Annotated in this window: 13 protein-coding genes and 1 pseudogene; 6 read left to right on the top strand and 8 right to left on the bottom strand. The window is 69.3% G+C overall.

Annotated features, from left to right (window positions below; translation table 11 throughout):
- Positions 1 to 5: 5 nt before the first annotated feature.
- Positions 6 to 971 carry an L-lactate dehydrogenase gene (locus ACT3TD_RS09520; protein WP_301443670.1) on the bottom strand — a complete coding sequence of 322 codons (966 nt, stop codon included), beginning with the start codon at positions 969 to 971 and terminating at the stop codon, positions 6 to 8.
- Between the two features lie 239 nt (positions 972 to 1,210).
- Between ACT3TD_RS09520 and ACT3TD_RS09515 the strand changes: the two genes are divergently transcribed.
- Together ACT3TD_RS09515 and ACT3TD_RS09510 are read left to right on the top strand one after the other, a co-directional pair.
- Positions 1,211 to 1,813, top strand: coding sequence for a superoxide dismutase (locus ACT3TD_RS09515; RefSeq protein WP_444615249.1), 603 nt, complete (start codon positions 1,211 to 1,213; stop codon positions 1,811 to 1,813).
- Between the two features lie 83 nt (positions 1,814 to 1,896).
- Positions 1,897 to 2,424: an aminoacyl-tRNA deacylase gene (locus ACT3TD_RS09510; protein WP_441579697.1), complete on the top strand. Its 528-nt coding sequence runs from the start codon at positions 1,897 to 1,899 to the stop codon at positions 2,422 to 2,424.
- Between the two features lie 27 nt (positions 2,425 to 2,451).
- Here ACT3TD_RS09510 and msrA read toward each other — a convergent pair whose 3' ends face one another.
- Positions 2,452 to 3,114, bottom strand: coding sequence for a peptide-methionine (S)-S-oxide reductase MsrA (gene msrA / locus ACT3TD_RS09505; protein ID WP_441583070.1), 663 nt, complete (start codon positions 3,112 to 3,114; stop codon positions 2,452 to 2,454).
- Positions 3,115 to 3,137: 23 nt separating this feature from the next.
- On the bottom strand, positions 3,138 to 4,850 hold the full coding sequence (locus ACT3TD_RS09500; RefSeq protein ID WP_444626715.1) for a ribonuclease H-like domain-containing protein: 1,713 nt from the start codon (positions 4,848 to 4,850) through the stop codon (positions 3,138 to 3,140).
- A 101-nt stretch (positions 4,851 to 4,951) separates the two neighbouring features.
- Here ACT3TD_RS09500 and ACT3TD_RS09495 point away from each other — a divergent pair, with 101 nt between their 5' ends.
- Together ACT3TD_RS09495 and ACT3TD_RS09490 are read left to right on the top strand one after the other, a co-directional pair.
- Positions 4,952 to 5,566, top strand: a complete 615-nt coding sequence (locus ACT3TD_RS09495) for a DUF6474 family protein (protein ID WP_301443420.1) — start codon at positions 4,952 to 4,954, stop codon at positions 5,564 to 5,566.
- 188 nt (positions 5,567 to 5,754) lie between these two features.
- The gene (locus ACT3TD_RS09490) at positions 5,755 to 6,111 is read left to right on the top strand and encodes a histone-like nucleoid-structuring protein Lsr2 (protein WP_301443421.1); all 357 of its coding nucleotides are present in this window, start codon (positions 5,755 to 5,757) and stop codon (positions 6,109 to 6,111) included.
- A gap of 37 nt (positions 6,112 to 6,148) precedes the next feature.
- Here ACT3TD_RS09490 and ACT3TD_RS09485 read toward each other — a convergent pair whose 3' ends face one another.
- Positions 6,149 to 6,799: a response regulator transcription factor gene (locus ACT3TD_RS09485; protein ID WP_301443422.1), complete on the bottom strand. Its 651-nt coding sequence runs from the start codon at positions 6,797 to 6,799 to the stop codon at positions 6,149 to 6,151.
- A 74-nt stretch (positions 6,800 to 6,873) separates the two neighbouring features.
- The gene (locus tag ACT3TD_RS09480; protein WP_441588441.1) at positions 6,874 to 8,100 is read right to left on the bottom strand and encodes a sensor histidine kinase; all 1,227 of its coding nucleotides are present in this window, start codon (positions 8,098 to 8,100) and stop codon (positions 6,874 to 6,876) included.
- Positions 8,101 to 8,122: 22 nt separating this feature from the next.
- Between ACT3TD_RS09480 and yidC the strand changes: the two genes are divergently transcribed.
- Positions 8,123 to 9,535, top strand: a complete 1,413-nt coding sequence (gene yidC / locus ACT3TD_RS09475) for a membrane protein insertase YidC (RefSeq protein ID WP_441579692.1) — start codon at positions 8,123 to 8,125, stop codon at positions 9,533 to 9,535.
- 27 nt (positions 9,536 to 9,562) lie between these two features.
- Here yidC and ACT3TD_RS09470 read toward each other — a convergent pair.
- From ACT3TD_RS09470 to ACT3TD_RS09460, 3 genes and pseudogenes are all read right to left on the bottom strand, one after another.
- Positions 9,563 to 10,261 (bottom strand): annotated as a pseudogene (locus tag ACT3TD_RS09470) (TetR/AcrR family transcriptional regulator); the annotation flags it as partial.
- Between the two features lie 131 nt (positions 10,262 to 10,392).
- Positions 10,393 to 11,298 carry a universal stress protein gene (locus tag ACT3TD_RS09465; RefSeq protein ID WP_441579691.1) on the bottom strand — a complete coding sequence of 302 codons (906 nt, stop codon included), beginning with the start codon at positions 11,296 to 11,298 and terminating at the stop codon, positions 10,393 to 10,395.
- 173 nt (positions 11,299 to 11,471) lie between these two features.
- Complete coding sequence (locus ACT3TD_RS09460; RefSeq protein WP_441579690.1) at positions 11,472 to 11,600, bottom strand: hypothetical protein; 129 nt, start codon at positions 11,598 to 11,600, stop codon at positions 11,472 to 11,474.
- A gap of 39 nt (positions 11,601 to 11,639) precedes the next feature.
- On the opposite strand from ACT3TD_RS09460, the gene ACT3TD_RS09455 reads away from it, so the two are divergent.
- Positions 11,640 to 12,746, top strand: coding sequence for a pseudouridine synthase (locus ACT3TD_RS09455; protein ID WP_441579689.1), 1,107 nt, complete (start codon positions 11,640 to 11,642; stop codon positions 12,744 to 12,746).
- Positions 12,747 to 12,806 lie beyond the last annotated feature (60 nt).

The following is a 12,806-nucleotide window of genomic DNA, read 5'->3' as shown; positions in this document are numbered from 1 at the left end:
GGTGTTTACAGCTCGAAGACCCCGGCGTCCGTCATGACCTGCTGCAGGGTGCCGGCGGAGGCGTCGAACTGCTCCTGCTCGGTGTCGTCGAGGTCGAGTTCGACGACCTCGCGGATACCGCGGTTGTTCACCACCGCCGGGGTGCCGATGTACAGCGCCGGGGCGTCCCCGCGACCGTACTGGCCGTCCACCAGCGCGGAGACCGGCAGGACGACGTCCTCGTTGCGTAGCACCGCGCGGCTGATCCGCGCCATGCCCACGCCGATGCCGAAGCTGGTGGAGCCCTTGGCGTTGATGATCTCGTAGGCGGCGTCGCGGGTGCGGCGGAAGATCTCCGCCACGCTGTCCCCACCGTCCGGCGCCTGCGCCAGTCGCGCCGGCAGCGGGACGCCGGCGACGCTGCCCGCCGACAGGACGGGCAGTTCGGTGTCGCCGTGCTCACCGATGACGTAAGCGTGCACCGAGGTCGGCGACACCTGGAAGTACTCGCCGAGGGCGGACCGGAACCGGGCGGTGTCCAGCACCGTGCCGGACCCGATGACCTGGTTCGACGGCACCCCGGCGATCCGCCAGGTGGCGTAGGACAGGATGTCCACCGGGTTGGAGGCGACCAGGTAGACGCCGTCGAACCCGGAATCACGCACCTTGCCCACGATGTCGCGGAAGATCGACACGTTCTTGCCCACGAGGTCCAGGCGGGTCTCCCCGGGCTTCTGGGCCGCGCCGGCGCAGATGCACACGATGGAGGCGTCCGCGCAGTCGGAGTAGTCGCCCTGGGACACCCGCGTGCCGTGGCCGGACCACGGGACGGCGTGGTTGAGGTCCTGGACGTGGCCCCAGGTCTTGCGCTCGTCGACGTCGATGATGACCAGGTGGTCGCAGAGCCCCTGGTTCACCAACGCGTAGGCGTAGGCCACGCCCACGTCCCCCGCGCCGATCAGAACGATCCTCGTACCTGTGCTGGCTCTCATGGGCTGCTCCTGTCGGGTGCTGGTGGGTGTCAGTCGGTGCGAGCGTGCCGCCGTGAATCGAACCCCAGGGTACGCCGACCCCACGATCGGTGCAGGTGGCAAGACCTTTATGACCACATCCCCTTTGTTCTTCCTATTGAACTTAGCGATTCAATAGGCAAATCATTGCGAGCGGACCGGAAACTGACCAGACTGGTGGACGGAATTAACGATTACCCGCAACGGAAGGATCTTCAACCATGGCTGTCTACGAGCTTCCCGACCTGCCCTACGACTACGACGCCCTCGAGCCGCACATCTCCGCCGAGATCATGCAGCTGCACCACGACAAGCACCACGCGACCTACGTCGCCGGCGCCCACACCGCCCTCGAGGCCCTCGAGAAGGCCCGCGAGGAAGGCACCAACCCCGACCAGATCCGCGCGCTGTCGAAGAACCTCGCGTTCAACCTGGGTGGCCACACCAACCACTCCATCTTCTGGAAGAACCTCTCCCCCAACGGCGGCGGCGAGCCCACCGGTGAACTGGCCGAGGCCATCACCCGCGACTTCGGCTCCTTCGACAAGTTCAAGGACCAGTTCTCCTCGGCCGCCCTGGGCCTCTACGGCTCCGGCTGGGCCGTGCTGGGTTACGACCACATCGCCGGACGCCTCGTCGTCGAGCAGCTCACCGACCAGCAGGGCAACACCTCGATCAACCTCACCCCGCTGCTGATGCTCGACATGTGGGAGCACGCCTTCTACCTGCAGTACAAGAACGTCAAGCCGGACTACGTCAAGGCCGTCTGGAACGTGTTCAACTGGGACGACGTCGCCGAGCGCTTCGCCGCCGCCAAGAACTAGCGTGACGCGCTAGACGGACCGCACCCACGGCCCCGTACTCCCCGCAACGGGGAGGGCGGGGCCTTCGTGGTACCGCGACTAGGATGGTCACCGTGGGCAAGAAGAAGAACAGCACCGGCACCGGCAGCACCCCGGCCACCCTCGCGTTGGAGAAGGCGGGGACCACCTTCACGGTCCACACCTTCACCCACACCCCCGGGGTCACCGACTTCGGCGGGGAGGCCGCCAGCGCCCTCGGCGACGTGGAACCCGACCGGATCTGCAAGACCCTCCTGGTCAGCCTCGACGGCGGACCGCTGAGCGGGAAACTTGCGGTCACCGTGGTCCCGGTCACGATGACCCTTGACCTCAAGGCCGTGGCCCACGCCTTCGGCGCGAAGAAGGCGACCATGGCCGACCCGTCCGCCGCGGAGCGCTCCACCGGCTACGTCGTCGGCGGGATCAGCCCCGTCGGCCAGAAGAGGCTGCTGGACACGGTGGTCGACGCCGGCACCCGCGAACACCCCACCGTCTTCGTCTCCGGCGGACGCCGCGGCCTGGACATCGAGATCGCCCCCGGCGACCTGGTCGACGTGCTCGGCGCGCGCTTCGACCCCGTCGCCCGGCACTGAAAAGCCCCGGAGCCCCCGCGAGTCCCCCTACCCGCAGGTCACCCCGGTGGCGTGCACCGGGCAGTAGCCGCCCGGGTTCTTGTCCAGGTACTGCTGGTGCTCGTCCTCGGCCAGGTAGTACTCCCCGGACGGGGTCTCCGACAGCAGCGAGACCTCCGTGGTGATCTCGCCGAAGCCGGCCTCCGCCAACTTCTCGCCGTAGGACGCCACCTCCGCCGCGGCCACCTCACGCTGCTCCGGGGTCACCGCGTAGATCACCGAGCGGTACTGGGAGCCCACGTCGTTGCCCTGCCGGTCGCCCTGGGTGGGGTCGTGGTTCTCCAGGCCGGTGCGGATCACGGTGCGCAGGTCCACCCGGGCCGGGTCGAAGACCACGTCCACGACCTCGGAGTGGCCGGTGCGCCCGGTGCACACCTCCCGGTAGGTGGGGTTGACGGTGTAGCCGCCGGCGTAGCCCACCGAGGTGGACTCCACCCCGTCGAGCTGCCAGAACAGCTTCTCGGCGCCCCAGAAGCAGCCCAGGCCGAGGACCACGTGCTCCTGGCCGTCCTTCCACGGGCCGGTGATGGGCGTGCCCAGCACGGTGTGCGGACGCGGGTTCTCCAGCACGGGGTGGCGTCCCCCTGCCAGGGCGGTGTCGGCGGTCGGACGTTCGGCGCGGAAAGGCCCGCCGGACTGGGCGGCGTTCATGGCGAGGATTCGGTCGAGGAAGCTCATACCCTGTCCAACGGACGGGACAGCGCAGGGATTCCCGGCGCGCCCCGACGCAGCCAGCTGCGCACGGCGGCGGTGGCGAAGCAGTCGTCGGCGTTGTAGCGCTCCAGGGTGCGCTGCGCCGCCGAGGCGGCCGTGCCCTCCGCGCCGACGGCGACCTCGAAGAGGTCCACGGCCACGCGACCGTCGACGTCGTCCTGACTGAAGGTGAAGCCCGCGAGCGGGGCGACCGCCTTGAGCCCCAGCGAGGAGTTGGCGGCGACGGCCGCGCCCACCAGGGCGAAGACGTCGACCCATTCCTCGGACGCCAGGAAGGCGTTGACCTCCTCCAGCGTGGGCATCACCGCCTCACCGCCGTCGGGCAGGGGGTACACGGTGCCGCCGTGGCGTCCTGCGTAGTGCCGGAGCCAGTGGTTCTCGCCCTGCCGGGAGTAGCAGTACACCCGGCAGGGGCGGCCCCCGCGCGCGGCGGCGGCGCGCCGCGCCGTCAACCAGGTCCAGAAGGACGCGACGTGGCGTCCTGCGTCCCCGTCGCGGCTGAAGTCGGTGAAGGAGCGGTAGACGCCGCCGTCGAAGGTGCCCCACAGGAACGTGCCACGGCTGGGGTGCGCCTCCATGTCCACGTCGATCTCCACGGCGTCGGCCAGTTCCTCGCCCATGGGGCTCTCCCCGTCGACGAGGTGCTCGGGCATGCGGAAGGTGTGGCCGCACCACAGGTCGGTGCGCACCATCCACCGGCGCATCGGACGCCGCAGGTAGCCCACCCCCGCCAGCCAGGCGGTGGCCAGCGCGGAGGTCTCGCCGGCGTCCTCGTGGGCCAGCTCCGCCAACGTGTCGACGCCCCGGTCGCGCCAGCGCTGCGCCCGGTCGCCCGGCAGCATCAGGCTGAGGTCCCCGGTACGCAGCAGGCGGGCCCGGCAGTGGTTGTGGAACTCGCAGGTACCGCACTCACGCACGCGCGTGGGCTCGGCCGGCACCGGCGCCTCCAGGGCGCGCACCAGCCCCGGCACGACTCGGTCGGCGGGGATGACCAGGCAGGACGCCAGGCCCGCGCCGATGAAACCGACGTCGCCGGACGCCACGCCCAGCACGTCGAGCAGCGTGTGCGCGACCGCCACCTTCTGCGAGTCCACCGGCGTGCTGCGGTGCTTCATGGCCACCGGCACCGGACGTGCCAGCCCCAGGACGCCGAGGTCGACGGTGCGCACCCCGGCGCCGCGGGCGGCGCGTCCCTGCGGCCGCGACGACGGGGCGCCGACCGTGTGGGAGGTGACGGTGACCGGCATGTACGTCATCGTGGTCGTCGGACCGGCCGCGTCGTCGGTGCGCACCAGCAGGTCCACGTCGCAGGCCAGGGCGCCGTCCGCCAGCCGGGCACCGACGATGAGTCGGGTGCCCGCGGCGATCGCCTCCAGCGTCTGCTCCCCGGCGGTGGCGTCGTCCACGACCTCCACCCGGGTCGGCACGAGCCGCTCCCCGAAGCGTGGCTGCGTGGGCAACGCCGCGGCGACCGCCTCACGCCGCAGCCGCGCCCGGTAGCGGGCGAGCGTGCGCTCCACCACGGACGACACCGTCAGCTCCGGCGACAGCCGTCCGGACCCCACGGCGCGGTTGAGTACCCGCCGGTGGCGGCACCCCGTCAGGTCCGACGGGGTGACGGGTCCCGCGGAACCCTCGGGTCCCACGGAACCACTGCCCTGATACGCCCACATACCGCCCCATACTATTGAGTAGACTGGCACGGAGAAAACAGCCGTCGACACGGTGACACGGCAGCAAAGGCAACCACGACAGGTACGGGAGAACATCGACCATGGGAATTCTCAGCTCGGCACGACGGCGCCGCCACGAAAAGCGGGCGAGCTACAAGGCGGCGAAGGTCCAGGCCCGCACCGAGGCACGTGAGACCGCCAAACTCGACAGGAAGAAGCAGGACTACCTGGAGAAGATGGCACGCAAGGTCCGCAAGGAGGAGTCCCGCAACCTCAAGGCGGAGCGTAAGCACGACGCGAAGCTGGCGCAGGCCACCGTGGAACAGATCAAGGCCGGCCGGTTCAACGCCAAGACGGTGGTGCGCTACACCGGCGCACTGCGCGTGCTGCTCCCCGTCGCCATCCCGCTGGCGTACCGGGCGTTCACCCAGCTGTCCCAGCGTTCCTCCGGCGCCGGCCGCGGCACGACGGCCGAATTCTCCAACTTCGTCGGAGTCGGCGCCCCGCAGCGCGCCCGGATCGCCGACCTGCGTACCCGCATCGACCGCGGAAATGTTCCCGACGGTTTCGCCAAGGACGCCAATGCCCGGCTCGACGAGTTGGAGAATTCACTCGACAATGCCTCGGGAATGTCCGACTCGCAGACGAGCAACCTCACTTCCAGCGTCTCCACGGAACTGGACCTGCTGGACCGTCAGTTCGCCGAGAAAGTCTGACGTTCCCCCTTCCCCCACTACTCTCCCCATAAGTAAAAGATCATCTTATATCCACCATGAAATGGCGGGAGATCATCGGGGATGACAATTAGTGCACGAATGGACTACACTTCCGGTCAATGGCACCTTCACATGCCACATATTCGCGCCATAAAGGCGCACACGACCGGAAGGAAGTAACAGAAACCATGGCACGCAAGGAAGTCACCCAGTTCTTCGATGACCTCGACAACACCCCGCTCACCGCGGACGAGGTCAACGTCGTCGAATTCACCTACAAGGGCTCCACCTACGTTCTGGACCTCTCCGAGGAGAACGCCCAGAAGTTCGCCGACACCGTCGAGCCCTACATCGCCGCCGGCACCAAGGTCACCCGCGTCCGCGGCCGTGGCCGCCCGGCAGGCAACACCGGCAAGTCCGATTCCGGCCGTAACCGCCGCATCCGCGAATGGGCACGGGACAACGGCCTGACCGTCTCCACCCGTGGCCAGATCGCCCGCGAGGTCATCGACGCCTACGAGGCCGCCAACCCCTCGGACCGTTGAGTCCCCGGCGGGGGTTGTGCCCCCGTCAGAGCATGCGTCACAGCATCCCCGCCTCACGTGCCGCCGCCACGGCGGAGGTCCGTGAGCGCACACCCAGTTTGTCGTAGACGTGGGCGAGATGCGATTTCACCGTGGCCTCGGACAGGAAAAGATCCGACCCGATGTCACGGTTCGACTTTCCCCGGGAAACGGCGTGGAGAACCTCGAGTTCGCGGGCGGACAACGTCGTCGCCGGATCCTTCTCCCGGTCACGTAGCCGGTGCGCGACCGCCCCGGACAGCGCCGCCGCCCCCTGCGCGGCCGAGCGCACACCGCTGATGAGTTCCGCCGGAGGGGAATCCTTCAACAGGTATCCCACCGCGCCGGCCTCCACCGCCCCGAGGATCTCCACGTCCGTGTCGTAATTCGTGACGACGAGGACATTGGGTGGGGCCGGGAGTTTCCGGATTCGTTCCGTGGCCTGTGCCCCGGTCTCCACCTCCCGCCCGGCCGCACCTGCACCGAAACGCAGGTCCATGAGGACCACGTCCACTCCCGGGCCGTCCTCCGCAAGGTCGGCGACGGCGTGCACCGCCGAATCGGCCGAATCCACCTCGCCGACGATGTCGATGTCCTCGGCGCTCTCGAGGACGGCACGCAGGCCCATTCTCACGATTTCATGGTCGTCCGCCAACAGGACACGAATCATGTCGTTTTCCTCCAGTGCCGTCGTTTCCGGGTCCATCCTACAATTCCCCCGTCGACGGCCCCCCCCCCGGACAATCACGGCCGCAGCGGCACCTCCACGGCGACGGCCGTGCCCGAACCCGGCGCGGTCTCCACGACCACGCTGCCTCCGAGGTCGCTGACCCGTCGACGCATCGTCGCCAGGCCGATGTGGCCTTCCCCGGCGCGCTCAGCCAGCGTGGACTCCACCTCGGGCAGGTCGAAGCCCGCGCCGTCGTCCACCACGTCGAGACGCACCGCGTCCGGGTTCACCGACAGGGTGACGCGCGCGCGTGAGGCTCCCGAATGCTGCCGGACGTTCGCCACCGCCGACTGCGCCACGCGCAGCAGCACCGTCTCCACGCTCACCGGGAGGCGCGCCTCGGCGCCGCCGGCCGCGTCCGCCGGGGCGTCCACACTGACCTCCAGCCCGTCGCCGGACGTGGCGCGGGCGAGACGCCGCAGCGCGTCCACCAACGAACCGTCGTCCAGGCCCGACGGCTGCAGCGCGGCGATCATCGCCCGGGTCTCCCGCAGACTGCCGGCGGCGACGTCGCGCGCGAGCAGGAGCTTGTCGACAGGCGGCTCCCCTACGTCCCCTGCGTCCCCTGCGTCCTTGTGCGCCCGCACGTCGCGCTCGGCGGCGTGCAGCAGCATCTGGATGCTCGACAGCCCCTGCGCCACCGTGTCGTGGATCTCGTGCGCGAGACGTTCCCGTTCCTCCACCACCCCGGCCGCACGCTCCGACTCCGCGAGCAGGTGGCGGGTGCGCACCAGCTCGTCGATGAGCCGGCGCCGGTCCTCACTGACCACGTAGAGGCCCTCGACGGTCACCCCGATCGCCACGGCGACCAGCCCGGACAGCACGGGCCCGAGGACCGCACCCGTCGACGGACCGGCCACCGCCACCGACAGGCCCGCGGCCACGACCGTCACCACCGCCGTCGCCGTCACTCCCCACCACAACGGCAGCAGGTACAGGTAGAGCGCGAACAACGCCAACGCCAGGTACGACGCCGTCGCCTCCTGCACCGCCAGCAGGATCCACAGGACGGTCAACGCCGTCAGCCACGTCACCCGCCCCGGCAGCGCCGCCGGCACCGGACGCGACAGCCCCGCCGCGGCGAGCAGGCCGAACGGCACCGCCGTCACGGCCACCAACGTCGGCGGACCGTCCCCCCGTCCCGCCGCCGACCAGACCGTGACCGCCAGCAGAAGGCCCACGAGGATGGCGATACCTCCCCGCATCACCACCGAATCCCGTACCGCGACGTCGTTGTCCATGGGAACACAGTATCCTCGACACGTGGAGTTCATCGAGTACCCGGTATCCGCAGTGATGAAGCTGTGGCACATGGCGCTGACCGCCATGGGCGTCGCCGACGCCACCGCATGGACGGCGTCGATCGCGCTGCTGGTGCTCACCGTCCGGCTCTTCCTCGTCCCCTTCGCCTACCGCGCCTACCGTTCGACGCGCGTGCTGGTGAACCTGCGCCCGGCCCTGCACGCCCTCGACGAGGAGTACCGCAACCGGCTCAGCCAGCCCGAACGCCGCGAACTGCTGAAGAAGCGCCGGGAGCTGCAACTCGCCAACGGCTACCGGGTGCGCGACGGTTGCGTGCCCGCCCTGATCCAGGTCCCCTTCTTCATCGGCCTGTACCGCATCCTGCTGCAGGTCGCCCGACCCACGGACCTGGAGGCCGCGTCCCACCCCGGCATCGGGGCGCTCAGCGGGGACGACGTGGCGCACTTCCTCGACGCCGACATCCTCGGCGTCCCGCTCGCCGCGTACTCCACGATGACGGACGAGCAGTTCGCCTTCCTCGGCACCACCGGTGCCGAGGTGTTCACCTTCGCCCTGCCGTTGTGCATCACCGCCTCGGTGTTCACCACGCTGAACATGGCGTACTCGATCTACCGCAACTGGCTCACCCTCGACGAGAACAACGGCACCTCCCGCGCCCTGTTCAAGATGCTGTTCTTCCTGGCGCCGGTGGCGATCCTGGTGCCGATCGTCTTCGGACTCGCCGGCCCCGCCCCCGCGGCGATCATGTGCTACTGGGTGATGAACAACCTGTGGACCATGACGCAGAACATCAGCCTCCACCTCGTCCTCGACCGGCAGGTGCCCTACTCCGAGGAGTTCCGCGCCCACCGCGCCGAGGTCGGCGCGGCGCGCAAGGCCCGACGGGCCGAGATCAAGGACGCCGGACGCTCCCTCCGCGAGCGATCCCGCGAGCGCAGCGCCCGCATCAAGGCGTTGGACGCGACGCTGCGTCGTTCCTCCCCGGCGTCGGTGTGCGACGACGCCACCGCCGAGCGCGAGCGCCTCGTCGCCGAGGAAGCCGCCGACCGGGAGGCGACCGGGAGGCTCATCAAGCGCGAGAAGCTGGAGCGCGCCGCACGGCGCACGCGCCAGCGGGAACTGCAACGCCAGGCGATCGCCGCGAAAAAGGCGGCGAAGGCCTCGAAGGCCGGGCAGGATGCTGTCGGCGCGGCCGGGGACTCCGGGGACTCCGGGGACTCCGGGGACTCCGGGGACTCTGACGGCACGGAGGGACCCGAGAGCGCCGAGGGTGCGTCCGACGCCGTTCAGGCCGCCGAAACGTCCGGCCCCACCGCACCCAGCGCGCCCAGCGGAGGCCGGCACCGGCTGCCCGAGCCGGACGAGGACGCCGATGCCCGCCCCTACCGGGGGCGGCACCGCCTCAACCGCTGACCCCGGCCAGATCCGCCGAGGGGCGAAGATCGAGTACATCATCGGTGCCGTGTAGAGCATCTGCTTGGCGAGCTCACGCGCTGTCTCCAGCGGGGTGACGGTGCGGTTCATCTTCGCCCCGGCGATGCCGCCGTCGAGGAACACCATCAGCTGGTCGGCCAGGGTGCGCGAGGCGTAGCCGAACTTCTCCGTGAGCAGGTCCGCCATCGTGTCACGACACCAACGCCGGTGCTCGAGAGCGGCGGCGCGGATGCGGTGCTCGCTGTCGGTGTCCGGCCGCGGGTACTCGCTGGCGGCGTTCTGGAAGTGCGAGCCCCGGAAGTTCTCCCCCGGCTGCTCGGCGATGCACATGTCGAAGAAGGCGAGGATGCGGTCCTCCGGCTTCGGCCGGTCCTCGCACATCTTCTCCCAGCGCTCACGCCAGTCCTTGTCGAGCTCCTCGATGTAGGCCACCACGAGGTTGTCCTTGGAGCCGAACAGGGAGTAGAGACTGGCCTTGGCCACGTCCGCGTCACGCAGGATACGGTCGATGCCGATCACGCGGATGCCCTCGGTGGTGAACAGGTGCGTCGCGCTGCCCAGCAGGCGCTGACGCGGCCCCGGACGGTTGCGACGACGCGACGCCGCCGGCTTCGACTTCGACGTTCCCCCGGCCCTCGTCGTCTTCTTCGCCTTGGACGGGGACGCGTCACTGCCGTCGGTCGTCGTGGAACCGGTGCCGGCCATGTCGTCCCTCCATGAGTACGGATTCGTTCTGTCGGCGGGAAAAGACCCGCCGTTCCTGCAGTATTTTACACAAGGCGGTGCCGCCGCCGACACACTGTCGGCGACGGCACCGGTGCGTGCCCGACGCCCCGCTACTTGTGGTTGGGGCGCACGACCATCATCGGGCAGGGCGCGTACTGCAGCAGGGCCCGCGAGGTGGAACCCAGCAGCATGCCGCGGAATCCGCCACGACCGTGGGAGCCCAGGACGAGGAGCTGCGCGTCGTCCGAGTTCTCCTTCAGGACCTGGATCGGACGGTCGCGCTCCACGACCTCCTCGACGGTGACCTCGGGGTACTTCTCCCGCATCGGCGCCAACTCGTCCTGCAGGATCTTGCGCTCCTGGGCGGACATGGCGTCCAGCTGGCTCTGCACGGCCGCGAGGCCGACGAGGCTGGTCTGCACCTGCGCGTCCGCCCAGCTGTGGACCGCGCGCAGCGTCGCGCCGCGCGCGTCTGCCTCGCGGAAGGCGTAGTCGAGCGCCTTGCGGGAGATGTCGGAGCCGTCGACACCGACGACGACGGGGCCGTACTTGTTCTCGACGGTGACGTCGTTGTCCTTGCGCACGACCACGACCGGGCAGGCCGCGTGGGAGACGACCGCCGAGGAGACGGAGCCCAGCACCAGGCCGGACAGGCCGCCGAGGCCGCGGGAACCCATGACGACGATGTCGGCGTCCTCCGAGAGCTGGAGCAGCAGGTCGATCGGGGTCGCCTCGCCGATGTAGTAGCTGACCTCGATGTTCTCGTCGAAGCCCGTGACGATCTCGCGGGCGTCGTTGATCTTCTCCATCGCCTCGTCCTCGAGCTGGTCGTACAGCTCCTGAGGCGGGATCATCCCGTCGGCGTACATAAACTGGGGCATCGTGTAGGCCGTGACGAGCTTCAACGGTGCACTGCGCTTGGCCGCCGCATTCGCGGCCCAGGCGACGGCCGCGGCCCCTGCATCCGAGCCGTCCACGGCGACGACGATTTCATTGGTGGCCTTGGCGTCCGACATCTCGGAACCCCTTTCAGGTGGGTGACTTCCAACAACCCCCATTATCCCCGCACGTGAGGTTCACCGCAGAACACCTCCCATTCAGGGGTAGGTGCCCGGGGTAACGGGTGGTGGGCACGGGGGTGGGTATACTCGGCACCGACATGACGGGGTCGTCACTGTGACGAACCAGGTCAGGCACCCGCGCCCGGCGCACCCGGAGAATTACTCGGGAAGAAGAGCTCGTAGATAAACTCCACGGCGCCCAGAACGGCCTGACCGATGGTTGTCTGCAAGAATTCGACGATCTGAGAAGTATCCATGGACAGGAGCTTAGCCTGCGTAATCCACCGCTCCCAATAGTGGACGGACTCAATCCGTCCCGGGTCAGGGTCGAGGCCGACGGCACGGCCGCCGCCCTCGTGCGTCACCTCATCGACAGCCAGCAGCACCACGATCCGACCGACGACTCCACCGCGATCACCGCGCGGTTCGACGAGGGCAAGGTCCGGCTGGACGACGGCCGCGTACTACGGCCCGACGACACGGTGACCGCCGGCGAGTTCCTCTGGTTCTACCGCCGCCCGGCACCGGAGCGTCCCGTCCCCGGCGAACTGAGGGAGCTGCACCGCAGTCCGCGCCTCCTCGTCGTGGACAAACCACCGTTCATGTCGACGCTGCCGCGCGGCCAGCACATCACCGAGACCGCGGTGGTCCGTGCCCGACGCCAATTCGGCATCGACACCCTCTCCCCCGCCCACCGGCTGGACCGGTTGACCCGCGGCGTGCTCCTGTTCACCACCCGCCAGGACGTCCGCGGCGCCTACCAGCGTCTCTTCGAGGCACGCGAGGTACGCAAGACCTACGAGGCCGTGACCGAGGTCCCCGAGGGCTGGTTGCCCCTGCTGCAGGACGCCCCGACATCGGACGGTGCCCGACCGCTGCTTCCTGTACCCGCCGGCGCCTTCGCAGCGGACAGCCCCGCCGGGCTGCACCCGGCACCCACGGTCGAAGAGCCCTGGGTTCTGCGCCACCACATGGTGAAACTGCGTGGCCGCATGGCCACGTACCTGACGCAGGACGCTCCGAACGCCGAGACCCGGGTCACCGGTGTGCGCCTCGAACGCCCCGCGATGACGCCGTTGGGGACGACAGACACGGTGGCGACGCCTGGGGCCGATGCGCCATGGCGCCTGGTGTGGACTCTCGAGCCGCAAAGTGGACGCACCCACCAGTTGCGGGTGAATATGCGGCTGTTCGGTGTCCCGATCATCGCCGACCCGTTGTACGGCGAGCTCAGCGACGCCGCACTGTGGGACGTGGATCAACCGATGCCGTTCGTGCCTGCCGTCGCCGACGAAGACTTCAGCCGCCCGATGGGGCTGACGGCCGTGAAGATGATGTTCACCGACCCGTTCTCCGGCGAGCTCCAGGCATTCCGCACGTCGTACCGGGCTGACGACTTCTAGCTGGCCGGCCCGTGCCCCCAGGGGCAGAGGGGTTGCCGGGGCCTGTAGCGGGGGGACTGC

Source organism: Corynebacterium sp. AOP36-E1-14, assembly GCF_052377495.1.
Classification (GTDB): Bacteria; Actinomycetota; Actinomycetes; order Mycobacteriales; family Mycobacteriaceae; genus Corynebacterium.
Note: the sequence above shows the minus strand (reverse complement) of the source record. Positions and strands in the feature narration are given on the sequence as shown.

Excerpts from the sequence above, each read along its gene's own strand:
- ACT3TD_RS09520 (WP_301443670.1), bottom strand. The coding sequence starts at position 971 with ATGAGAGCCAGCACAGGTACGAGGATCGTTCTGATCGGCGCGGGGGAC.
- ACT3TD_RS09515 (WP_444615249.1), top strand. The coding sequence starts at position 1,211 with ATGGCTGTCTACGAGCTTCCCGACCTGCCCTACGACTACGACGCCCTC.
- ACT3TD_RS09510 (WP_441579697.1), top strand. The coding sequence starts at position 1,897 with ATGGTCACCGTGGGCAAGAAGAAGAACAGCACCGGCACCGGCAGCACC.
- msrA (WP_441583070.1), bottom strand. The coding sequence starts at position 3,114 with ATGAACGCCGCCCAGTCCGGCGGGCCTTTCCGCGCCGAACGTCCGACC.
- ACT3TD_RS09500 (WP_444626715.1), bottom strand. The coding sequence starts at position 4,850 with ATGTGGGCGTATCAGGGCAGTGGTTCCGTGGGACCCGAGGGTTCCGCG.
- ACT3TD_RS09495 (WP_301443420.1), top strand. The coding sequence starts at position 4,952 with ATGGGAATTCTCAGCTCGGCACGACGGCGCCGCCACGAAAAGCGGGCG.
- ACT3TD_RS09490 (WP_301443421.1), top strand. The coding sequence starts at position 5,755 with ATGGCACGCAAGGAAGTCACCCAGTTCTTCGATGACCTCGACAACACC.
- ACT3TD_RS09485 (WP_301443422.1), bottom strand. The coding sequence starts at position 6,799 with ATGATTCGTGTCCTGTTGGCGGACGACCATGAAATCGTGAGAATGGGC.
- ACT3TD_RS09480 (WP_441588441.1), bottom strand. The coding sequence starts at position 8,100 with ATGGACAACGACGTCGCGGTACGGGATTCGGTGGTGATGCGGGGAGGT.
- ACT3TD_RS09465 (WP_441579691.1), bottom strand. The coding sequence starts at position 11,298 with ATGTCGGACGCCAAGGCCACCAATGAAATCGTCGTCGCCGTGGACGGC.
- ACT3TD_RS09460 (WP_441579690.1), bottom strand. The coding sequence starts at position 11,600 with ATGGATACTTCTCAGATCGTCGAATTCTTGCAGACAACCATCGGTCAG.